Origin of the sequence: Paenibacillus lentus (genome assembly GCF_042714055.1) — a bacterium.
Classification (GTDB): Bacteria; Bacillota; Bacilli; order Paenibacillales; family Paenibacillaceae; genus Fontibacillus; species Fontibacillus lentus_A.
In genome coordinates, this window is sequence record NZ_JBHGVC010000001.1 from 106,838 (window position 1) to 128,376 (window position 21,539).

General features: G+C 47.7%; 17 protein-coding genes and 1 pseudogene. 17 read left to right on the forward strand and 1 reads right to left on the reverse strand.

Annotation, left to right across the window (positions count from 1 at the left end; all coding sequences use genetic code 11):
* The first annotated feature begins 2 nt into the window (after positions 1–2).
* The 16 genes and pseudogenes from ACE3MQ_RS00475 to ACE3MQ_RS00550 all read left to right on the forward strand — a co-directional run bounded on the left by ACE3MQ_RS00475 (position 3) and on the right by ACE3MQ_RS00550 (position 19,799).
* Positions 3–953 carry a carbamate kinase family protein gene (locus ACE3MQ_RS00475; protein ID WP_379389497.1) on the forward strand — a complete coding sequence of 317 codons (951 nt, stop codon included), beginning with the start codon at positions 3–5 and terminating at the stop codon, positions 951–953.
* 20 nt (positions 954–973) lie between these two features.
* On the forward strand, positions 974–1,429 hold the full coding sequence (locus ACE3MQ_RS00480; RefSeq protein ID WP_379389499.1) for a nucleoside deaminase: 456 nt from the start codon (positions 974–976) through the stop codon (positions 1,427–1,429).
* Between the two features lie 259 nt (positions 1,430–1,688).
* Positions 1,689–3,275, forward strand: a complete 1,587-nt coding sequence (locus ACE3MQ_RS00485) for a sensor domain-containing diguanylate cyclase (RefSeq protein WP_379389501.1) — start codon at positions 1,689–1,691, stop codon at positions 3,273–3,275.
* A gap of 107 nt (positions 3,276–3,382) precedes the next feature.
* Positions 3,383–4,294: a LysR family transcriptional regulator gene (locus ACE3MQ_RS00490; protein WP_379389503.1), complete on the forward strand. Its 912-nt coding sequence runs from the start codon at positions 3,383–3,385 to the stop codon at positions 4,292–4,294.
* A 117-nt stretch (positions 4,295–4,411) separates the two neighbouring features.
* Positions 4,412–5,548, forward strand: a complete 1,137-nt coding sequence (locus ACE3MQ_RS00495) for a 5-methyltetrahydropteroyltriglutamate--homocysteine S-methyltransferase (RefSeq protein ID WP_379389506.1) — start codon at positions 4,412–4,414, stop codon at positions 5,546–5,548.
* A gap of 131 nt (positions 5,549–5,679) precedes the next feature.
* Positions 5,680–6,513, forward strand: coding sequence for a DNA alkylation repair protein (locus tag ACE3MQ_RS00500; RefSeq protein WP_379389508.1), 834 nt, complete (start codon positions 5,680–5,682; stop codon positions 6,511–6,513).
* 39 nt (positions 6,514–6,552) lie between these two features.
* Positions 6,553–7,659 carry a mechanosensitive ion channel family protein gene (locus tag ACE3MQ_RS00505; RefSeq protein WP_379389510.1) on the forward strand — a complete coding sequence of 369 codons (1,107 nt, stop codon included), beginning with the start codon at positions 6,553–6,555 and terminating at the stop codon, positions 7,657–7,659.
* A gap of 88 nt (positions 7,660–7,747) precedes the next feature.
* Positions 7,748–8,764, forward strand: coding sequence for an ABC transporter substrate-binding protein (locus tag ACE3MQ_RS00510; protein WP_379389512.1), 1,017 nt, complete (start codon positions 7,748–7,750; stop codon positions 8,762–8,764).
* A 320-nt stretch (positions 8,765–9,084) separates the two neighbouring features.
* Entirely contained in the window at positions 9,085–10,107 is a 1,023-nt protein-coding gene (locus ACE3MQ_RS00515) for an ABC transporter substrate-binding protein (protein ID WP_379389514.1), read from the forward strand.
* Between the two features lie 9 nt (positions 10,108–10,116).
* The gene (locus ACE3MQ_RS00520) at positions 10,117–11,124 is read left to right on the forward strand and encodes a FecCD family ABC transporter permease (RefSeq protein WP_379389516.1); all 1,008 of its coding nucleotides are present in this window, start codon (positions 10,117–10,119) and stop codon (positions 11,122–11,124) included.
* Entirely contained in the window at positions 11,117–12,151 is a 1,035-nt protein-coding gene (locus ACE3MQ_RS00525; RefSeq protein WP_379389518.1) for a FecCD family ABC transporter permease, read from the forward strand. Before ACE3MQ_RS00520 ends, ACE3MQ_RS00525 begins: the two co-directional genes overlap by 8 nt.
* A 105-nt stretch (positions 12,152–12,256) precedes the next feature.
* On the forward strand, positions 12,257–13,051 hold the full coding sequence (locus tag ACE3MQ_RS00530) for an alpha/beta hydrolase (RefSeq protein ID WP_379390673.1): 795 nt from the start codon (positions 12,257–12,259) through the stop codon (positions 13,049–13,051).
* Positions 13,027–14,009 (forward strand): annotated as a pseudogene (locus ACE3MQ_RS00535) (ABC transporter substrate-binding protein). The gene ACE3MQ_RS00530 and the pseudogene ACE3MQ_RS00535 overlap by 25 nt, the downstream one beginning before the upstream one ends.
* A 138-nt stretch (positions 14,010–14,147) precedes the next feature.
* Positions 14,148–15,611 (forward strand): ABC transporter substrate-binding protein, encoded by a 1,464-nt coding sequence (locus ACE3MQ_RS00540; protein WP_379389520.1) that lies wholly within the window; start codon positions 14,148–14,150, stop codon positions 15,609–15,611.
* A 94-nt stretch (positions 15,612–15,705) separates the two neighbouring features.
* Complete coding sequence (locus tag ACE3MQ_RS00545) at positions 15,706–17,436, forward strand: ABC transporter ATP-binding protein (RefSeq protein ID WP_379390675.1); 1,731 nt, start codon at positions 15,706–15,708, stop codon at positions 17,434–17,436.
* Between the two features lie 248 nt (positions 17,437–17,684).
* A complete protein-coding gene (locus ACE3MQ_RS00550) occupies positions 17,685–19,799 on the forward strand; it encodes a serine hydrolase domain-containing protein (protein ID WP_379389522.1) in 2,115 nt (704 codons plus the stop codon).
* A gap of 55 nt (positions 19,800–19,854) precedes the next feature.
* On the opposite strand, the gene ACE3MQ_RS00555 is transcribed toward ACE3MQ_RS00550, so the two are convergent.
* Complete coding sequence (locus ACE3MQ_RS00555) at positions 19,855–20,592, reverse strand: glycosyltransferase family 2 protein (protein ID WP_379389524.1); 738 nt, start codon at positions 20,590–20,592, stop codon at positions 19,855–19,857.
* A 202-nt stretch (positions 20,593–20,794) separates the two neighbouring features.
* Here ACE3MQ_RS00555 and ACE3MQ_RS00560 point away from each other — a divergent pair, with 202 nt between their 5' ends.
* Positions 20,795–21,529, forward strand: a complete 735-nt coding sequence (locus tag ACE3MQ_RS00560; RefSeq protein WP_379389526.1) for a glycosyltransferase — start codon at positions 20,795–20,797, stop codon at positions 21,527–21,529.
* The last annotated feature ends 10 nt before the right edge of the window (positions 21,530–21,539 follow it).

Below are 21,539 nucleotides of genomic sequence, written 5' to 3' on the forward strand. Positions count from 1 at the left end.
AAGTGGGAAAACTGGTAGTAGTAGCGATTGGCGGCAATTCGCTCGTTAAAGGAAACGATCATGATACGATTCAGGATCAGTACGAAGCGGTTTGTGAAATTGCCGCCAACATTGCAGATATGGTAGAAGAGGGCTGTGAAGTCGTCGTTACGCATGGCAACGGTCCGCAGGTAGGCTTTACGCTTCGCCGCGGGGAAATCGCCGAGAAAGTAGCTGGCATGCCAAGTGTTCCGCTTGTGAACTGCGTAGCGGACACTCAAGGCGGCATCGGCTACCAAATTCAGCAGGCGTTAACGAATGAATTTATCCGCCGCAGCATGAAGCAAAAGGTGGCCACCGTCATTACGCAAGTGGAAGTAAGCAGCGACGATCCAAATTTCAAGAACCCGAGCAAGCCAGTAGGCTCCTTCTTCACGCTGGAGCAAGCACAGGAATTGGAGAAGGAGCACCCGGATTGGGTATTCGTCGAGGATTCAGGCCGTGGATACAGACGCGTGGTGCCATCGCCGCAGCCAATCGATATTATCGAAAAGGATGCCATCAAATCGTTGATCGAGGCAGGTTATGTAGTCATTGCCGTAGGCGGGGGAGGAATTCCCGTCGTCAAGACAGCAGAGCAGACTTATGAAGGCATCGATGCCGTTATCGACAAGGATCTGGCCACGAGCTTGCTGGCGGATCAGATCAAAGCTGAGACTCTGGTCATTACGACCGGTGTTCCTAAAGTATTCATCCATTTCGGCAAGCCGAACCAGAAAGCGCTGGATGAGATTACGGTGGCTGAAACGAAGCAATATGTTCTCGAGGATCATTTCCCTAAAGGCAGTATGCTGCCGAAAATCGAGGCCAGCTTGAGCTTTCTGGAGCAAAGCGGTTCCAGAGTCATCATTACGAACCCGGAAAGCTTGAAGGCCGCGATCAATAACGAGGCAGGCACGCATATTGTAAAATAATTTGGAGAGGATGTATGAACATGGATTACATGAAGCTTGCTGCAGACAAAACCATCGAGTGGATGGACAAAAAAATGGGAGGCCCTTTCGGCTCTACCATCGTTCGCGGTGATGAAATTATCGCCGTATGCGGCAACAAAGTGATGGCCGATACCGACCCTTCGCAGCATGCGGAAATGGTTGCGATCAGAGAAGCGTGTAAAGCATTGGGTACAACGGATTTATCCGACTGCGTTATTTACGCGACTTGCGAGCCTTGTCCAATGTGCGTATCCGCGATTATTTGGTCGGGCATCAAAGAAGTATATTACTGCAATACAGCCGAAGATGCCGACAAGCACGGCTTCAGCGACATGCATCTGCGCGACTATTTGACAGGCAAGGACAAGAGCGTGTTGAATATGGTCAAGGTGCCGGCTCGCGAGGATTGCGACTATTTATTTGAGCACTTCCATAAGCTGCAAGAGAACAAATAATTCAAGGAAAATATCCTTTTTAAACAGTCCTTTCCTGCTTCTTCCAAGCGGGAAAGGACTTTTAAATTTTCACTTCGCGATTTAATGGAAAAACGGCTGAATTATCTACAAAACACAGTTTAAAAGCATTCTTAAATGTGATAAAATTCAACGGATTAGACAATTTTTAAAATATTTTAATCTACAAAGAACACCTCTGTTTTTCTCAAAAAAGAGCTGCATTCTTTTTGCCTACATCTGTTGAATGGGAGACTCGCGAATGAAAAGAATGAAACTGTCACTGCGGCATTTAATCGTATGTGTAGCTCTATTATCTTTTATATTAACGCTGATTAGCAGCTTGTTAAGCGGTTATGATACCAACAAGCAAACATTGCTCGCAAACACCCTGGAGACGAACCGGATGTATGCGGAGAAGCTGGCAAAGACGACGGACAGCTTCCTGCAAACGACGATACAAACCTTGAGCGTGAGCGCCTCGGAAATTGCTTTAATCATAAACGATGAGAATGCGCTGCTTCGGGAAGCGGATCGCCTCAAGCTGCAGACACGAACATTCAATTCAGTAGTGATTGCGAATGCGGAAGGTAAAGTTTTGGCAACATCCCCGCAGTCGCTTGATCTTAAAGGCAAAATGCTGACTTCTCCTGCCAGTAAGGATGCGCTTGAAGAGCGAAGGCCGTTCATTTCCAAGCCCTATACGGGGATTACCGGACGCCTGATTATTTTTATTTCATATCCGGTCTTTGATCAGTATGATGAATATTTAGGGATGGTTGGCGGGACGATTTACCTGAAGGAAAAGAATATTCTCAATGAGATATTGGGCGAGCATTTTTATAAAGACGGCTCCTATGTTTTCGTGGTAGATGAGGGCGGGCGTATTATCTATCATCAGGATCAAAGCCGTGTCAATGACGTCGTATCCAAGAACCCGGTCGTCCAAAAGCTCATGAAAGGGCAGAGCGGGGCTGAACGAGTGATCAATACGCAGAACAAGGACATGCTGGCAGGTTACGCTTCTATTCCCACAGCAGATTGGGGCGTGGTCTCGCAGCGGGAGACCGAGATAACATTAGCGCCAGCGAAGGATATGCTGCGGAAGATGGTTGTCACTTCATTTCCATTCTTGTTCGTATCGCTAATCTTTATCCTCTGGCTGTCCGATAAAATAGCTCTTCCGCTGCACAAATTAGCCTATTATACCGAGAATAGCACGGAAAAAAATCAGGAAAAGCATATCGCAAAAATATCTGCCTGGTATTACGAAGTAATTCAGTTGAAGAAGTCGCTTGTTCATAGCTTGGCATTTCTTCATAATCGCATTAATTATTCAAACCATCAGTCGAAGACGGATCCATTAACGAAGCTGACGAATCGTCGGGGGATGGATGAACATATGGAGAAATGGCTAAATGATGAGACGCCATTCTCTTTGATTTTGCTGGATATCGATCATTTCAAGCGGGTCAATGACACATACGGACATGCTGCTGGCGATCATGTGCTGCAATTTCTAGCCATACAGATGGTCGAGTCGGCGGAGCCTCATCATATTTGCTGCCGATATGGCGGAGAAGAATTCGTTATGCTTTTGCCCGGAATGAAGCAGCAGGAAGCGATACATGTGGCGGAGAGACTGAGGACGAAAATGGAGAGCACGATCAGTCCTTGCGGAGAAATCGTGACGATCTCGGCCGGAGTGGCAGTTTATCCCGATCATGCCCTGGACATCGAGGCGCTTTTAGCTCAAGCAGATGCTTCATTATATGAAGCGAAAAAGAATGGTCGTAATCGCATCGTCGCCGCAGCAGCAAGCGATGAGTATAAGCATAGCAGTCACTAATTTATGATTTGTTTCAAATAGAATAATAATGATGAGAGCCGACCAGTTCGTACTGGTCGGTTTGTTGCAGAGACATAACGATTTAAAAGAAGAAGGAGGCGTGAAGGGTGACCCTACAGCAGTTGAAGTACGTCATTGAAGTGGCGACGCGCGGCTCGATGAACGAAGCCGCAAAGCGTTTGTTCATATCTCAGCCCAGCCTGTCCAATGCAATCAAGGACTTGGAGGAGGAGCTGCAGATTACAGTCTTTGAGCGGACGAATAAAGGCATTTTGCTGACCAAGGACGGAGCCGAGTTTTTGAGCTATGCCCGACAGGTCGTGGAGCAAGCGGCGCTGCTGGAGAGCCGTTATTTAAACGTGAAGCCTTCACCGCAGCATTTTTCCGTATCAGCCCAGCACTATGCCTTTGCGGTGAGCGCCTTTGTGAAGCTGGTGAATGAATATGGGCATGATGAGTACGAGCTCGCCTTGCGAGAGACGAAAACGTACGAGGTGATTGAGGATGTTAAGCATATGTACAGTGAAATCGGCATCCTGTACTTGAATGAATTCAATGCGAAGGTCATTAACAAGCTGCTGGAAGATGCCGGACTACAATTTACCAGTTTGTTTGTAGCTAGGCCGCATATTTTTATCAGCGCGAGAAATCCTTTAGCGAAGCAGACTATCGTGGCCATCGACCAGCTCGATGATTATCCGTTCCTATGTTTTGACCAGGGTGAGTTCAACTCGTTCCACTTCTCGGAGGAGATACTAAGCACGTTATCTCATAAAAAGATGGTTCGGGTCAACGACAGGGCGACCTTGTTTAACTTGCTGATCGGCTTGAATGGATACACGATATCTACGGGCGTGCTTAGCGCCGATTTGAATGGCCGCGATATTATTCCCGTCCCCCTCGACTGTGATGAGACGATTAATGTAGGCTGGATCTCGCATCGGAACATGCCGCTCACCAAGCTGGGCGCAGCTTATGTGGAGGCGCTCAAGGAATCTGTGGCTAAAGATTATGCTTGATATAGTCCTAGGCTATAGCTAGCTATAGCTAATTAGAGTTACGCTATAACGGCTGTTTCATGGTACCTTATCATTTAACAAATCGATTTGAAATTGAACATTAAAGGAGACGACAAAATGAGCAGTGTACTTGAAGCAGCCAAACAAAGAAGCGAAACGCCGTTTAGATATGATATGGTAGGAAGTTTTCTTCGTCCCCAAGCCTTGAAAGATGCTAGAGAAAAGTTTTCGAATGGAGCAATTTCCTCCGCAGAGCTAAAGCAGGTCGAGGATCAGGAGATCATTAAGCTCGTGGAGAAGCAGAAATCCGTAGGTCTTCAAGCCGTTACGGACGGGGAGTTCAGACGTTCCTGGTGGCATCTTGATTTCATGTGGGGACTGGATGGCGTGGAAAAAGCCGAGGTAGACAAGGGATATCAATTTCAGGGTGTGGAGACGAGAGCAGAGACAGCGCGATTGACCGGAAAAATCGGCTTCACCACTCACCCATTCGTGGATCACTTTAAATTTCTGAAGGAAGTAAGCGGAGAAGATGTCATTGCCCGCCAGACGATCCCGGCTCCAGCCCAGTTCTTGGCTGAGCTTCAGCGCTTTGAAAATATTGAAGCAACGAAATCCATCTACAGCGATGAAGAGGAGCTGATTCAGGATATCGTCAAGGCTTACAAGGCCGCCATTCTGGCTTTCTACAACGAGGGCTGCCGCAGTCTGCAGTTGGATGATTGTACCTGGGGCATGCTCTGCGATAAAAATTACTGGGAAGCCAGGCAGAAAGAAGGCTTGAACGTGGCAGACATCGCCAAGCTGTATGCTCGGTTAAACGAGGAGACCATTGCTGGATTGCCGTCCGATCTGACGATTACGACTCATGTATGCCGCGGTAATTACCATTCCACTTGGGCGTCCTCCGGCGGCTATGAGCCGGTAGCAGAGCATCTGTTCGGAATTGATCATATTGACGGCTATTATTTGGAATTCGATACCGACCGGGCGGGAGACTTTAAGCCGCTGAGATATGTGAAGGATCAGCAGGTCGTGTTGGGATTGTTCTCCTCCAAAACAGGCGAGCTTGAGAATAAGGAAGAAATCGTCAACCGAATCAAGGAGGCCACGGAGTACGTGGACATTGACCATATTTGCCTCAGTCCGCAATGCGGCTTCGCATCCACCGAAGAGGGCAATATTTTGACTGAGGAAGAGCAGTGGAACAAACTTAAATTCATTAAGGAAATTGCGGATGAAATTTGGAAATAATAAATAGCAAGAACAGCTTTTCCGGTTGAGCGAAGACCGGCAAGGCTGTTTTTTTTAGCAGTTGTTCTTATGTTATAATATAGCTTTACTTTTGGGTAGCCGGGTAAACCAATTCTAAGGAGGATCGTTAAATGCTTATAACAGAGGGCATTTTAAATAGGAAAGGTGCTACAAAAATTAGTGACATCCCTGACGAAGTTTTGATGCTATTGAATCAGGGAAGAATAGAGAGCGTTAATCTGACGGAATGGCTGGCTGTTAACCATATTTCTTTATTAAAAAATGTTTTGCCAGCTATAGGGCTAAATCATAAATTAGATTTTATTTTGTCTGAAATGGTGAATCAGAATGCCGAATCGGGAATGAAGGCCATTCGCCTGACAGGGGAATGGCTGCATAAAGTAATCTATGAAGAACGTGATCAAAAAAAGAAAGATATAACGAGAGAACTCTCGAATCATGTATCGGATAGTGTTCGCTGTTGGGCCGCGACGATGTATAAAAACCGCAAGTGTTCATTAGAAGATAATCTAGCGTATATCCACCCTTTTGCTGCGGATCGCCATTTTGGTGTTCGAGAAATTGCTTGGATGTCTATCCGAGAGGATCTTTCGCAAGATATAGATAAGAGTGTAGAGTTGCTAACGGAATGGGCAAAAAGTGATGATGAAAATATTCGTAGATTCTCAATAGAGGCTATTCGTCCTCGTGGTGTATGGACAAAGCATATTGAAGCACTAAAACAGGAACCGTCTAAAGCTCTTCCTATTCTTCATTTACTAAAAGCAGATCCATCCAAATATGTTCAAGATTCTGTAGGTAACTGGTTAAATGATGCTAGCAAAACTCAGCCAGAATGGGTGCTCAGTCTGTGTGAGGAATGGTCAGAAACGTCTGATACAAAAGCCACCGCACGAATTATTAAGAAGGCCAAAAGAACAATAATAAAGGGAAATACACAATAATTCGGGTACTTTACTTTTTTTGATCAGAGGAGTCGACAGATGAGAATTATGGATTGGATTGTCAAATTGTCGGAACGCGTCAGCTGGATTGAACTGCTCGTTGCTCTGGGGATCGTAACTATGTTCTGGTTGTTTCGCAAGCTGTTTACGAAATACTTCTTCGCCATTGTCGTGCAGAAGCTCACTCGAGCCGAGCACGCCGCGATGTGGCTGAAGGGCTTCGAGAGACCGCTGCGCATCTTCTTTAGCGTAACGGGATTATATCTTGCAATCAAGTATTTGCTGCCTTCACCATGGAGCATAAATATTTCTATCGACCGCCTGTACCGCAGTGCGTCCGTTATATTAGCAGGCTGGGGCGTTTATAATGTATCCGCTTCGTCCTCCTCCGTACTGGAGGCGATCAGCAAAAGGTTCGGCTTGGATGAGACGAGCATGATGATTCCCTTCTTGTCCAAGCTGATTCGATTTATTGTTGTTGTTCTCATTATAACGCTGGTTGGCGCGGAATGGGGCTTTAGCATCAACGGGGTCGTAGCAGGCATGGGGCTGGGCAGCCTTGCTGTGGCCTTGGCGGCGAAGGATACGCTGGGAAACATTTTTGGCGGCGTGGTCATAATTCTTGAGAAGCCCTTTTCCAAGGGAGACTGGATCTTGACGCCGGATGTCGAGGGCATGGTGGAGGATATTACGTTCCGCAGCACGCAAATCCGCACCTTCGCGGATGCGCTGGTCATTGTGCCGAATGCTACGCTGGCTGCTCAGCCGATTACGAATTGGAGCAAGATGGAGAGAAGAAGAGTTTCGTTTACTTTAGGGGTTGCCTTGGACTCGGATCGGGAACGCCTGCAGACTGCCGTCACGAGAATCGAGAACATGCTGATTGCCCATGAAGCCATTCATCAGAAGACGATCATGGTAAAATTCAGGGATTTTAACGAGAGCAGCTTAGGCATATTTATGTATTTTTTCACGAAAACAACGGTTTGGGCCGAGTATTTGACGGTGTGGCAGGAAATAAACCTGGCCATTATGCAAATTTTAGAGGAGGAAGGAATCAAGCTGGCTTATCCCGCACAGCGCGTGTTCCTTGAAGAAAAGTCGGGCCAAGCGGGCTTTCAAGCAAGCAGGTATGAAGGAGATTAATTTTTATTGTTTCTCTTCTAGACAGAGGTTATACTGTTATTATTGAAAATAATTATCATTATCAATTATACAGTGAGGAGATCTAGGAGTGAAGAGAAACAGAGACAGAAACCCAAAATACGGTATCGTAGCAGTAATTTTATTAAGTCTGACCTTGTTGCTGAGTGCATGTTCAGGGGAGTCAAGTCCGGCCAATACGAACGGCAGCGCAAGCGAGAATGCAAATACAGCTTCCGGCGAGAAGCAAGCCGCAGGATCACAGCCGACAGTGCGTCTGCTTACAGATTCAATAGGCCATGAAGTGAAGGTTCCGGTTAATCCCGAGCGGATCATCGCTTCTTATCTGGAGGATCATCTCGTTGCCCTGGGCGTCAAGCCTGTGGCTCAGTGGTCTGTGGCTAAAAGGAAGACAGTGCAGAACTATTTGCAGTATGAATTGCAGGATGTACCGACGATTCCGTCCGAGCTTCCTTATGAAACGGTGATGAGCTTTCAGCCGGATTTGATCATTATGGATAGCGCTGAGATGGTAGCCGGCGACAAATATGAGCAGTACTCGAAAATTGCTCCTACATACTCGGTTGGAACGGAGCAAAACAACGATTGGCGAGAAGAGCTGTTAGTCGTTGGTGAAGTACTGAACAAGACTGAAGAAGCAAACAAAGCCCTGGCTGACTACGATGCGAAAGCCAAGGAGGCACGGGAGAAGCTTCAAACCGCCATCGGAGAAAAATCAGCGGCAGTTTTGTGGCCAATGGGCAAGAACACGTACGTCGTTCATGAGAAACTTTCCAGCGGAGATGTTTTGTATCGCGATTTGGGAATAAAAGTGCCAGCCGTCGTACAGGATATATCGGCTTCGGCTGAAGCGAATTGGAACCCGATCTCGGCGGAAAAGCTGGCGGAGCTGGATGCCGACTACATTTTTATTGTCAGCCCCGGAGTGTCGATGGAAGAGCTGCTCGCCGATCCGATCTGGGCCGGGCTTCCGGCGGTAAAGAACGGTCAGATCTATGAGTTTGATAATGAATCGAGCTGGCTGTATACCGGCGTCATTGCGAATGGGCAAATTATAGATGATGTTGTGGAGAGTATTTTGAAATAATATATTTATACGGAAATCACTCCAAAAAGCTGCTGCCCACTGGGCAGCAGCTTTTTTTGGTGATCCATGATTTAGCATATTCCGAAGCCGATCACGATGTGTTGACCAGCGACTCTGATCCTTGGGGGACGATGATCCCGCCTTTTTTGTCACCACGCGATTGACGTCTAATTCTTCACATGTATGGATATCATCCTAAATGAATCTGGATTTAGTCCATGTTCTATTCGGAAAAGACAGCCTATAATCTGTAATTGAGAATGATTATCGGTGATAACAGATGGAATCTCAAGGATGACAGGATGAGGGGAGAGCAAAACATGTTTAAGAAACAAACGATATTCGCTTTGACGCTGGCGGTGATGCTTGGTTTAACCGCGTGCGGTACAAAAGAAGAGGCCAAGCCCGCGAACGCAAGCTCGGCCAATCAGCAAACGCAGAACTCTGTTTCCGAAGGGGATGCCTCAGCCAATAACGGGAATGCCACAGCTGAGATCAGAACGATCCAATATTTAGGCCAAGAATACACGGTTCCAGCTCAGGTGGACAAAATCGTGATCACCGGGTCGGTAGAATCGATGGAGGATGCCCTTGTGCTTGAAGTTAAACCGACTGGCGCGATGACCTCCGGCGGTTCGTTCGAGCCGTTATTTGCGGACATCACGGAAGGCGCAGTCTCGATTGGGGAGAAGACGCAGCCAAACGTGGAGACGATTCTAAAGCTGGCTCCGGATGTCATCTTGGCCAGCACCAAGTTTCCGGCCGAAACGATAGAGAAGCTGGGCAAAGTGAGCACTACGATCCCTGTATCCCATATTTCTACAGACTGGGAAGCGAATTTGAACCTGCTCGCAGAGCTAACCGGCAAGGAAGAGCAAGCCAAGCAGGTGCTGGATAAATACCGGAAGGAAGCAGCTGAATTGAAGGAGAAGATCGGCCCAACCTTGCAGGATAAAAAGGTACTGATCGTAAGACTTCGTTCCGGCAGCATAGCCATTTATCCGGAGAACGTCTTCTTCAATCCATCGATTTATGAAGATCTGGGAGCAAGCGTGCCGGAGGAAGTGAAGCAGGCGAAGGCACAGCAAATCATTTCGCTGGAGAAGCTGTCCGAGATGAACCCGGACTATCTGTTCGTCCAATTCTCGGAAGCAGAGAATAAGGATACGCCGAAAGCGCTGGAGGAATTGCAGAGCAATCCGATTTGGAGCAGCATTAACGCCGTTAAGAATGAGAACCTATTCGTGAATATCGTGGATCCTATCGCTCAGGGCGGGACGGCCTACAGCAAAATTGCTTTTCTGGAAGCCGTGAAGAACAGTAAATTAGTTGAAGCGAAGTGAGCCATCGATATGCGAGCAAGGCATTCCGCGACTGTTCTGATCCTATGGAGCTCGCCGATCCTGATCGTGCTTACAATTCTGTTATCCGTGCTGTACGGCGCGAAAAATATCGAGGTAAGCACGATCCGCGATGCGCTGCTTCAATTCGATGCAGGAAATGTGAATCATCAAATTATTATCCATTCCAGATTGCCTAGAGTCGTCGGCGCTTTGCTCATCGGAGCTTTCCTGGCCATATCCGGGGCCTTAATGCAGGGGATGACAAGAAACTATCTTGCATCCCCTTCCATTATGGGCGTTTCCGACGGTTCGGCATTTGCCATCACGCTCTGCATGGTATTTATGCCGGATTCATCCTCCATGGAAATGATTGCATATTCTTTTGTCGGATCGGCATTCAGCATCGTAATTGTTTTTGGGCTTGCAGCGCTGCTGCCCGGCGGATTATCGCCGGTACGGATGGCGATTCTGGGCACGATTATCGGCACGTTTTTAAGCAGTATGTCCGCGGCGATCGCCGCCTATTTCCAAGTATCGCAAAACATCAGCTTTTGGTATAATGCACGGCTGCATCAATTGAATCCAGAGCTGATCAAGCTGGCGATTCCATTCGCCATCATAGGCATTGCGCTGGCCGTTTGGCTGTCAAAGTCAATTACGGTACTAAGCCTAGGAGAAGAAATTGCCCTGAGCCTGGGGCAAAAAACGAAGCTCATCAAGTTTGCGACGATGCTGACGGTCGTCATTCTGACGGGAATTTCGGTTGCACTAGCGGGTAAAATCGGATTTGTCGGCTTAATCGTCCCGCACATCGTTCGTTTCCTGACCGGTGTAAATTACAAATGGATCATTCCCTGCTCCGGCATCGTCGGAGCACTGTTCCTGGCTCTCTGCGATGTTCTGAGCCGATTTTTAAATTATCCCTACGAAATGCCGATCGGAGTCGTGACATCCCTGCTTGGCGTTCCTTTTTTCCTCTACTTAATTCGATCCAGGGGGGATGGAAAGCGTGCATAAACCGACGAATCGGCGTTTTGTACTGATCCTAATCAGCGGGCTTGCCCTGATTCTAGTTACTTCATATATCAGCCTAACGAACGGCACCTTTGACATAGGCATTGGTGACGTCATCCGGACGCTGCTGCGCATTCAGCCGCAGCCGGATCATGATTTGGTCATTTTCGAATTTCGATTACCGCGAATCGTTATCGCATTGCTCGTAGGCGCAGGGTTAGGCATGGCGGGGGCTGTCATTCAGAGCATTACCCGAAACGGATTAGCGGATCCCGGCATTTTGGGGATAAATTCCGGTGCGGGTGCAGCGATGGTGATATTCCTCTTTTTCTATCAAGGACAAATTCGCAGCGACGGCTGGCTGTCGATCCTTGCTATGCCGCTGTTTGGGCTGATGGGAGGGCTCATTGCCGCAATACTCATTTACATCTTCTCTTGGAAGAACGGCAGGCTGGAGTCGCAGCGGCTGCTGCTAACAGGTATCGCTATCGGCTCGGGATTGAGCGCTGTTTCGCTGTATTTGACTTTAAAAATGAACCCGGGCGATTTTGAAATGGCCGCCGTATGGAATATGGGCAGCATCTATAACGCGAACTGGAAATATATCGTTTCCACGCTCCCTTGGCTCGTGATCCTCATTCCGTTGATCGCATCGAAGTCGTACATTCTCGATTTGTTTCAATTGGATGAAGACAGCCAAATCAGCGTGGGGGTTGCCTCGGAAAAAGAGAAAGCCATGCTCTTATTGGGCAGTATTGGCATCGTAAGCGCCTGTGTGTCCGTGTCGGGCGGAATCGGCTTTGTCGGGCTAATGGCCCCGCATATCGCCAGACGTCTTGTCGGGCATGCTCATCGGCATATGCTCCCGGTTTGCAGCGTCGTAGGGGCGCTGCTTGTGACGATGTCGGATTATATCGGCAAAACAGTATTTACTCCATCGGAATTGCCGATAGGCGTCGTTATAGCGATTATTGGCGTGCCTTATTTTATATTTCTGCTCTATAGAGCGAAAGGAAGAACAAATTCCTGAATTCTAAATGAGAAGAGCAGTAGCCGTGCAAAAATAAAGAGGGGATTGGTTACCTTGGAACCTAAGATTCAACCATTTACGTTATCAAACTCGCAGTTTTGGGATATGCGGTCGAGCACTACGAACCGAGAGTATCGTATTTTCGCGGCTAAGCCGACCGAGGCTCCGCCTCCCGAGGGGTATCCGGTCGTCTATCTGCTCGACGGAAACGCTTTGTTCGCGACCATGGTAGATGCGGTACGCGCACAGTCGCGCATGCGGAAGAAGACCGGCGTATCCCCCGCCGTGGTCATCGGCATCGGTTATCCGTCGGATTTATTGTTTGACCCTGCGCGCTATTATGATTATACGATGCCGACTCCTCCCGATAAGCTGATCAAAGAACCGAAGGGCATGCCATGGCCTGAACTGGGCGGCGTGGATGCGTTCACCACATTTATTCAACAGGATTTAAAGCCGGAAATCGAACGTAAATTTCCTATTGATCGCAGCAGACAGACTGTTTTAGGCCATTCTTTGGGCGGACTATTTGTATTGCAGACCCTATTCAACTATCCGGATATGTTTCAGAGCTATGTTGCGGGCAGCCCCTCCATCCATTGGAATAAGGAGTTCATGACCGAAGCGGAGTTGAGGTTCGTGTCCCGCATGGCACAAGGAAATGAGCCGACGGACGGCATGAAGCTCAATCTGATGATCACGGCAGGGGAGCTGGAGCAGCACCATCCCAGCCGAATGGTTGAGAATGCGTGTGGGCTGGCAGAGCGTTTGTCGGTGCTGGCTGAACGAGGTTTACGGGTGGAGTATTGCGAATTTGCTGGAGAGAGCCATATTTCGGTGCTGCCTGCATTAATCAGCCGGGCGGTTCGTTTTGCATTAGTGACTGCTCCAGAAGGCTAGTCGTGATAAGGATAAGCGAATCATCAGGGAAGTCGTCGAAAGAGTCGCAGTCCAGCCAGAATGGGCAAAGCACGCAAAATAAGGATACTTCCTGGAATGGGAATAAAGCGGCGGTTGAAGCAAGCGGTACGCGAATCGTCCGGGACGAGTTCGGGGAAGTGGAAATCCCGGTCAAGGCGCAGCGAGTGGCTGCCATCTATTTAGAGGATTATTTAACGGCTCTTGAGATTACCCCCGTAGTGCAATGGTATCATCCTAACTGGGGAAAACAGGATTATTTAGCGCTGGATGTTCCAACGTTCGATATTACGGGCAGCATGGAGGCACTCCTTGAGGCAAGCCCGGATTTAATCTTGTTGATGGTGCGGTCGATGCGGCACAGTACGAATTATATTCCAAGGTGGCGCCGACTTATCGTCTGCAGGAGGGGATTCTTCAGAATCCGCGAGAAATTCTTCGTACGATTGCCGATGTACTAGGTATACCTGAAAAAGCAGAGAGCGTCATCAGCCAATATGAGCAAAATGTTGCCAACGCAAAGGCTAAATTGGAAAAAGCGACAGGAGATGAGACTGTTGCCGTGCTCCGTTTAAATGTAGGGGACAAGACGCTTACCCTCTTCGGCATCGAGAATAGATATACCGGTAATATTTATAAGGGGCTTGGACTGACCCCTCATCCTTTTGCCAGGGACATGAAGGAATTTCAAACGGTTTTGTCGGAGGAGGTCATTCCCGAACTGGACGCCGAACACATCATTATTTTCCCATCTAACGGAACATGGACCTCTGAAGAGAATCAAGAAGCGGTGAAGCTGCTGGAGAGCCCGCTGTGGAAATCGGTTCCTGCGGTGAAGAAGGGCCAGGTCTATTCGGCCGAAAGAACGCACTGGCAATCCGGCGCCATTACGGCCAATATGATGAAAATCGATGATTTATTGAAATGGTTCATTAAATAAAGTAGCTTAATAAGCAGATTCATCACACTCTAGTTGCAGAGAGCTTTTCAACGGAAGTTGAATAGCTTTCTTTTTCTACGATTTGAGAGTTGTCCAAGACACATTCATGAATCAAGTATTGGATTGAGGTAGATGACAATGAAGGATCAAGCAGAAAACAAGGTCGCCTGTCCCGCTTCTATTTATATATTGAAGGATATTCAGTATCACGACCGGGCTGCTGATTGGCAGCAAGAGGAAGGGAACGCGCTGAGCAGCGGCTACAGCATGCTTTTGTTTGATAGTGGAGACGGCTTAGCGGTGATCGATGGAAACAAGTATAATTTAATGCGAGGCAAGTGCTTTATTGCTTCTCCCGCTACCACTATGACGATTCAAGCTGGACATGATGGTCTGTCTTACTATCAATTATCGTTCGAAGGCTGGCGATTGACCGGGCCGAATAGCACATGCACATGTGCAATGGATAGTTCTGAAGTACGGGCGGCCTACTTGTCTGCATCCATGGGAAGCGGGCTGGTTCCTTGCTCGGGTGAGGTGCTATGCCATCCATTCTCGGAATGCATGAGTTATGTTGAAAAAATATACGAACATCGGTATGCTACCGATGAGATGGAGTCATTTGCAAATCACGCACGTTTCCAGGAACTGCTGCGATTTATTTTCCAACAGAACCTCTCTGGGATGAACAATGACGATATACGCACTGCCGTAAAGCGCTCGATCGAACATCTTCAGCAGCACTACCAGAGCACCTGGACGGTGGAGCAGCTGGCCGGGCTGGCCCAGGTAGCAAGGTGGAGTTATACGCGTATGTTCAAGGATATGACGGGGCTCTTTCTCGAGGATTTCCTGGTGGCGCTCGGGATTACGCCCGCGGTGCAAAGCTTCCATGCGAAATGGGGAAAGCAAGACTATCTGCAATTAGACGATGTCCCAGTATTCGATATTGCCGCTGAAGGCGTGGAAACATTCTCCCAGTTTAAGCCGGATTTCATTATGCTGGACAGAGGCTTTGAGCGCTGGATTTCAAATGATGCACTCGGGCAGTTTGCCCCTACATATCTGCTCCTGCATCCCGGAGAGGATTGGCGTATGACGCTAAGAAAGACGGCTGAGCTTCTCGGAAAGACAGATATCGTGGATGATGTGATTGCACAATACAGGGCTAAGGCCAATGAAGCAAGAAAATTGCTCAAACGCTCCGCTCGCAGTCAGACCGTAGCTTGCTTGCGCATATCGGCTCTTGCTATCAGTCTGTATGCGGGCCCGCAGCAGGGTTATACAGGTCCCATATTGTACGGGGATTTAGGTTTGAAGCCGCCTGCCTTCGTCGAGCAATTCACGAATCGGCAGAGGAACGCGGTGTTGCCGCTGGACGAGCTGCAATTGCTTGATTCCGATCATCTGTTCATTGCGTTTGACAAGCGCCATTCCATCTATGAAGGAGAGGAGAGGGCTATCCTGGATTCGCCAACGTGGCGAGCCCTTGAAGCCGTCAAGAATGGGTGTGTCTATGAGGTTGATTTTATGGCCTGGATGAATTACGGCGTTCTGTCTCATCACCGCAAAATGAACGATGTACTGAACGCTTTAGCCTAGAGGAATGCTGACATGCTGGCCGGAATGGAGTCAAGTTAATACTGTCATTATTGAATTTATTAGAAAAGGGGCTGGAAATAGCGCAATGAATATGATGATTCGCCGTTTTTTCGCTTACTATCGGCCCTATAAGGGATTATTCCTGCTTGATTTCGGCTGTGCGCTGATCGCTGGTTTGCTGGAGCTGGGATTTCCGCTGGTCGTAAACCGCTTTGTGGACGATCTATTGCCGAATGAAGAGTGGAATCTTATTGTATGGGCATCGCTGGGGCTGCTGGTGTTATATTTTTTGAATACCGTGCTGCTGTATATCGTCAATTACTGGGGGCATATGCTGGGGATTAACATTGAGACCGATATGCGCAAAAAGCTGTTTGAACATATCCAGAAATTGTCCTTCCGCTTTTTCGACAACACAAAGACAGGCCACCTGATGTCAAGGCTGACGAATGATATGATGCAGATCGGCGAGATGGCCCATCATGGCCCTGAGGATCTCTTCATCGCGGTTATGACGCTGGCCGGCTCGTTCACGCTCATGTTGTTTATCAATTGGAAGCTGGCTGTGATAACTTTCATTGCCGTACCCGTCATTATTTGGCTGGTCGTCTACTTTAACGGAAAAATGACCAAAGCGATTCACCAGCTGTTTACCGATGTAGGCGATTTTAACGCTCGCGTAGAGGATAATGTAGGCGGTATCCGCGTTGTTCAGGCGTTTGCGAACGAGGAGCATGAGAAGGAAAGATTCGCTGTGAATAACGGTCGTTTCCGTCTCACGAAATTGCTCTCGTATAAGCTGATTGCCAAGAACGGGGCCATCAGTTATATGATGATGCGCTTAGTTACGTTGTTCGTTATGGTATGCGGCACCTGGTTCGTCATCCGCGGGCAATTGTCTTATGGCGAATTTATCGGTTTCCTGCTGCTGACGAACGTCTTCTTCCGGCCGATTGAGAAAATCAATGCGATTATCGAGAGCTACCCGCAAGGCTTTGCCGGGTTCAAACGTTACATCGAGCTGCTGGACACCGAGCCGGATATTGCAGATAAACCAGACGCGGTTGAGATCGGCGAGCTGCAAAAAGAGATTCGTTTTGAGGGAGTATCCTTCGGCTATGATAGTGAGTCGACCGTGCTAAGCAATATCGACCTAACGATACGTCAGGGAGAGACCGTGGCTTTCGTTGGCCCTTCCGGTGCGGGAAAAACGACATTATGCAGCTTGCTGCCTCGTTTTTACGAGGTGGAGGCGGGCGCGATCACGATCGATGGCATCGATATCCGGGATATTAAGATGCAGTCGCTCCGTCATCAAATCGGCATCGTGCAGCAGGATGTATACTTATTCGCAGGTACGATTCGTGAAAATATTTTGTACGGCAAGCTTCATGCTGCGGAGGAGGAAATTTGGGAGGCGGCGCGTAGGGCCCGTCTTGACGAATTCATCCGCACCCAGCCCGAAGGGATGGAGACGGTGATTGGTGAACGGGGCGTGAAGCTGTCGGGCGGGCAGAAGCAGCGGTTGGCCATCGCGCGCATGTTCCTCAAGAATCCGCCGATTCTTATTCTGGATGAGGCTACCTCCGCATTGGATACGGAGACGGAGCTGGTCATCCAGCAATCGCTGGCCGAGCTGTCCCAAGGACGGACGACGCTCGTCATCGCTCACCGCCTGGCAACGATCAAGAATGCCGATCGCATCGTCGTCGTGACCGAGGAAGGCATTGCCGAGCAGGGAACGCATGAGGATTTGCTGGCAGAACGAGGTGTATACAGCCGACTGCATGGGGCGCAATTCCAGGGCGCGGCAGGAGCCATATAATGCAGCTATTCTAGGAAAGTATAGGCAAAACAACGATAAGTGGGTATAGATCAGGTGAAGAATCCGCAGAATCCGCATTTTCTGCGGATTCTTTTTTTTCGAGGACTAAGCAACTCATATTTGATTATTATACGCATGCCGGGAGTTGAGATTTCATACGTTTAATATTGGCGCGTTGAACGAAACAAGTTCCTTCGTCGTATTATCTATGATTCGCCATTATGAATAAACTGGAGAGGGAGAGAGACATGAATAAAAATAAAAAAGCTTTTATCGTCCTATCTATCATGCTATTGTTCAGCCTGCTAACACCGCTAGGAAGCGTAGCGGCGGATAGCGTGCAAAGGGAAGAGGGTGCCACGCAAGCCCATAACCATGACCGAGAATATAAGCTGACTCGGGAAGTGGCCGCGAAGAAGGCAGCTGTGCTGCTGGAGTCGTACAATACGAACAGTGTACAATACGCCCTCATCGATCACGGTAAAATTGTAATATCCGGGGTTGCGAGCAAAAACAAGGCGAAGGGAAAGGCGGATGTTTCGACCACGACCATGTATGGTATCGGATCTTCCAGCAAGATGTTTGCTGCCGCAGCGGTCATGAAGCTGGTTGATGAGGGGAAGGTGGATTTGGATCAGCCCGTCGTTCACTACATACCGGAATTTAAAATGAAAGACCCGCGTTATAAGCAAATTACGCCGCGTATGCTGCTGAATCATTCCTCCGGGCTTCAAGGAGGAGTACTTCGGAATACATTATTGTTTGAAGATAACGACACCTATGCCCATGACAATTTACTATTGCAGCTTGCTGAGCAAAATTTGAAGGCAGATCCAGGAGCATTCTCGGTATATTGCAATGATGGATTTACGCTGGCTGAGATTTTGGTGGAGCGGGTAAGCGGACTTAGCTTTACGGATTATATTCACACCTATTTTACGAAGCCATTAAATATGACGCATACAAAAACGCCGCAGGACAATGTCAAATCAAGCCAAATGGCCCCGCTGTATTATCCGGTGTATTCAGGTCAGCTTCCAAACGAAACGGTGAACGTGATCGGGTCAGGCGGCATCTACTCGACTGCGGAAGATTTGGCTAAATTCTCACAAATATTTACGGGGCAAGCCGCTTCGATCATAAGCAAAGAGTCGGCAGAGGCGATGCAGCAGGAAGAGTACAGAAGGGGGATGTGGCCAGAAGAGGCAGATACATCGGTGTCCTATGGCCTCGGCTGGGATACGGTGAACATGTTCCCTTTTAGTGAATATGGCATCCAAGCCCTGTCCAAAGGGGGAGATACAATCCTCTATCATTCTTCTTTCGTAGTGCTTCCGGAACACAATATGGCTGCAGCTGTAGTCACATCCGGCGGCGTGAGCATGACGGATCAAATCCTGGCGAATGAAATACTCCTTAGCGCGCTAAAAGAAAAAGGCATTATCCCTGAGCTGAAGCCGGAGAAATCCTTTGACGATCCCGTAAAAGCTCCGATGCCAAAGAAGGTAGCAGAGCATGCAGGTATCTATGGAGCCAGTAAAGCTTTAATGAAGGTGGACGTAAGTGAAGACGGCGAATTGGCGCTTTCTGTACTTAATCTACCGGACTATCCAGTCGAGAAATTCATCTATACGGCGGACGGTTCCTTTGTCAAAGAGGACGGCAGCGCAAAAGCAAGCTTCGTACGGGAGAAGAACGGACGCGCTTATTTATGGGTCAGAACCTACCTAACGATGCCTGGCTTGGGACAGACGGCTTTATCGGAATATATGGCAGAGAAGCTGGAAGATCACTCCTTGCCAGAGACGGTTAAGGCGGTTTGGAAAGAAAGAGAGGGCAAGAAATATTATGCACTCAACGAAAAATATACTTCTGCTCTCTATTTAGTAGCTATGCCTGTCCAGACTTTAACTACTTATTCGGAAGCGCCCAATTATTTACTGAACAATAAAATGGTTGATGCGAACAAAGCGATCAGCGAGCTGCAGATTCCGACGATGGGCGGCAGAGACACCATGGATTACAATTTTTTTACACGCAGCGGGATAGAGTATTTAGAAATTGGCGGAAGCCTGTACGTGCGGGAAGAAGCTGTTAAACCGCTCTATTCAGGGGCGCGTTCATTTTTGACGATACAGGATCAGGGCTACGCCAGATGGTTCACTGTTCCCGACACGGCGGCCGGCCGGACGCTGAAGGTAAAGGTACCCTCTAATGGTTCATTCGCCGTCTATGATGAGCAAGGTTTATGCTTGAACTATGAGCTGGTCAGCGGCATCAATACTGTAAAACTGCCGAAGAACGGTGTAATTGTATTTGCTGGTGATAAAGGTGCGAGGTTCCAACTCGATCTCAAAAAATAATTCATGTTTGTTAAAACAAAGAGGGTGGCTGGATAGAATCCAGTTCACCCTCTTTTCATTCGTTTTTAGCAACAATGCCGTTGCCCTGATAGCTCCATTTACGATTAAATCGCGCTTCACTTTGTTCCCAATACTGCTTGATGGCCTCATCGCGCTCAGGATTCGGGAAATATTCATGATATATTGTACTCTCCGGACAGAATAAGATGTTATAGCCTAAATGAATGACGTTAAAGCAATAGTCCGTTTCCTCAAAATAATGAAAATACTGTTCATCCAATAAACCAAGCTTCTCTAATAAATGCCTCTTCAACAAAAAACAAGCCCCGTTAATCGCTAAGCATGCTCTCGTCTCCTCTAATATTCCAGGTTCATTTGGACAAAGAAAATAAGGAGAACTCCAATCAAAATTCGTTCCGACCCCAACTAGTTGATTGGCGCTGTTTATTAGTTTGGGTGCTGCGATAGCCGTTTTTTCGTCCGACCAGAGTACATTCATGAGCGGCGGCAGCCATCCGCTTGTCACGAACACATCAGGATTCATGACAACGATGGTTTCTGAAGTACCGCTCATAATTCCAAGATTAACCGCGCTTGCATAGCCTTTATTTCCATCGTTCTCAATCAACAGGATGTCGGAGCAGGTTTGAAGATATGCCATTGTAGCATCTGTACTTCCGTTATCGACAACGATAATGGTGTAGTTCGGAGGTGTATATGATCTGATTGCCTCGATACATTTCTGAATATATGAGGCGGAATTATACGTTACAATAACTAGATCTGTCTTCAAAGGATGCGCTCCTTTCTCATCTGAAACTGTCTAAATTCGTAATATCTCTGAAGGATATGCAGCGGCATGAAAAAGTGCCAGGGACACGAGGCTATTTTTAAACAATTAGTTGTTTTACATATAAATCGGGCAATTGCCGATGTTCTCCGCCCGACCAAGGGAATAGACTGTGGATTATATGATATTTGGAGTGTGGTGACTAATGTCTATAACGGTAATAACGCCAGTGCTGAATGAAGAAACCTTTTTGAAGCTGTTTCTGGAAAGAGTAACCGCCTTTGCAGATGAAGTTATTATTGTGGATGGAGGCAGCAGCGATAATTCAGTCCCCATAATTAAATCGTTTATGAGGCAGCACAACATTCGTTTATTTAGCAATAAGCAAGGTACCGCTTATACGGATGATTGGAATGAATCTGAGGTAAGAAATTTTATGGTCGATCAAGCACAAGGGGAATGGATTGCCAATATCGACGCCGACGAGATATTTGATGATGCTTTGAATACGGTATTGCCGGATAGACTGGCTCAGACGAGTGCCCATGTATTGAAATTTCCAATCGTCAATTTCTGGAAGGATCCCTGGACGGTGCGCGTCAATGCACCGAATGACGAGAGATGGTCGAATGAGATTATTCGAATGTGGAGAAATGGGATTGGCATACGTTATCGGGATCAGAAGCATCATTGTACGCTGAAGGGGCCATCCAGTGATATTTGGTCTTTGCCATCCGAGTATATCGATGTACCGCTTTACCATTATCATTACGCTTTCGGAAAAAGATTCAAATTCAACGATAACAGGCGGGGAGATGTGAATTTATACAATAATACAGGCGAGCCGGATTGGTCATACCGTCATGACGAATATGAAGTAAGAACAATCCCGTTTTCAGGGCAGCATCCTCAAATCATTAGAAGATACCTAGGCATATAAATGGTGCAGA

Coding starts and splice junctions, on each gene's coding strand:
- ACE3MQ_RS00485 (WP_379389501.1), top strand. CDS start 1,689: ATGAAAAGAATGAAACTGTCACTGCGGCATTTAATCGTATGTGTAGCT.
- ACE3MQ_RS00505 (WP_379389510.1), top strand. CDS start 6,553: ATGAGAATTATGGATTGGATTGTCAAATTGTCGGAACGCGTCAGCTGG.
- ACE3MQ_RS00515 (WP_379389514.1), top strand. CDS start 9,085: ATGTTTAAGAAACAAACGATATTCGCTTTGACGCTGGCGGTGATGCTT.
- ACE3MQ_RS00540 (WP_379389520.1), top strand. CDS start 14,148: ATGAAGGATCAAGCAGAAAACAAGGTCGCCTGTCCCGCTTCTATTTAT.
- ACE3MQ_RS00495 (WP_379389506.1), top strand. CDS start 4,412: ATGAGCAGTGTACTTGAAGCAGCCAAACAAAGAAGCGAAACGCCGTTT.
- ACE3MQ_RS00500 (WP_379389508.1), top strand. CDS start 5,680: ATGCTTATAACAGAGGGCATTTTAAATAGGAAAGGTGCTACAAAAATT.
- ACE3MQ_RS00560 (WP_379389526.1), top strand. CDS start 20,795: ATGTCTATAACGGTAATAACGCCAGTGCTGAATGAAGAAACCTTTTTG.
- ACE3MQ_RS00550 (WP_379389522.1), top strand. CDS start 17,685: ATGAATAAAAATAAAAAAGCTTTTATCGTCCTATCTATCATGCTATTG.
- ACE3MQ_RS00520 (WP_379389516.1), top strand. CDS start 10,117: ATGCGAGCAAGGCATTCCGCGACTGTTCTGATCCTATGGAGCTCGCCG.
- ACE3MQ_RS00480 (WP_379389499.1), top strand. CDS start 974: ATGGATTACATGAAGCTTGCTGCAGACAAAACCATCGAGTGGATGGAC.
- ACE3MQ_RS00545 (WP_379390675.1), top strand. CDS start 15,706: ATGATTCGCCGTTTTTTCGCTTACTATCGGCCCTATAAGGGATTATTC.
- ACE3MQ_RS00530 (WP_379390673.1), top strand. CDS start 12,257: ATGCGGTCGAGCACTACGAACCGAGAGTATCGTATTTTCGCGGCTAAG.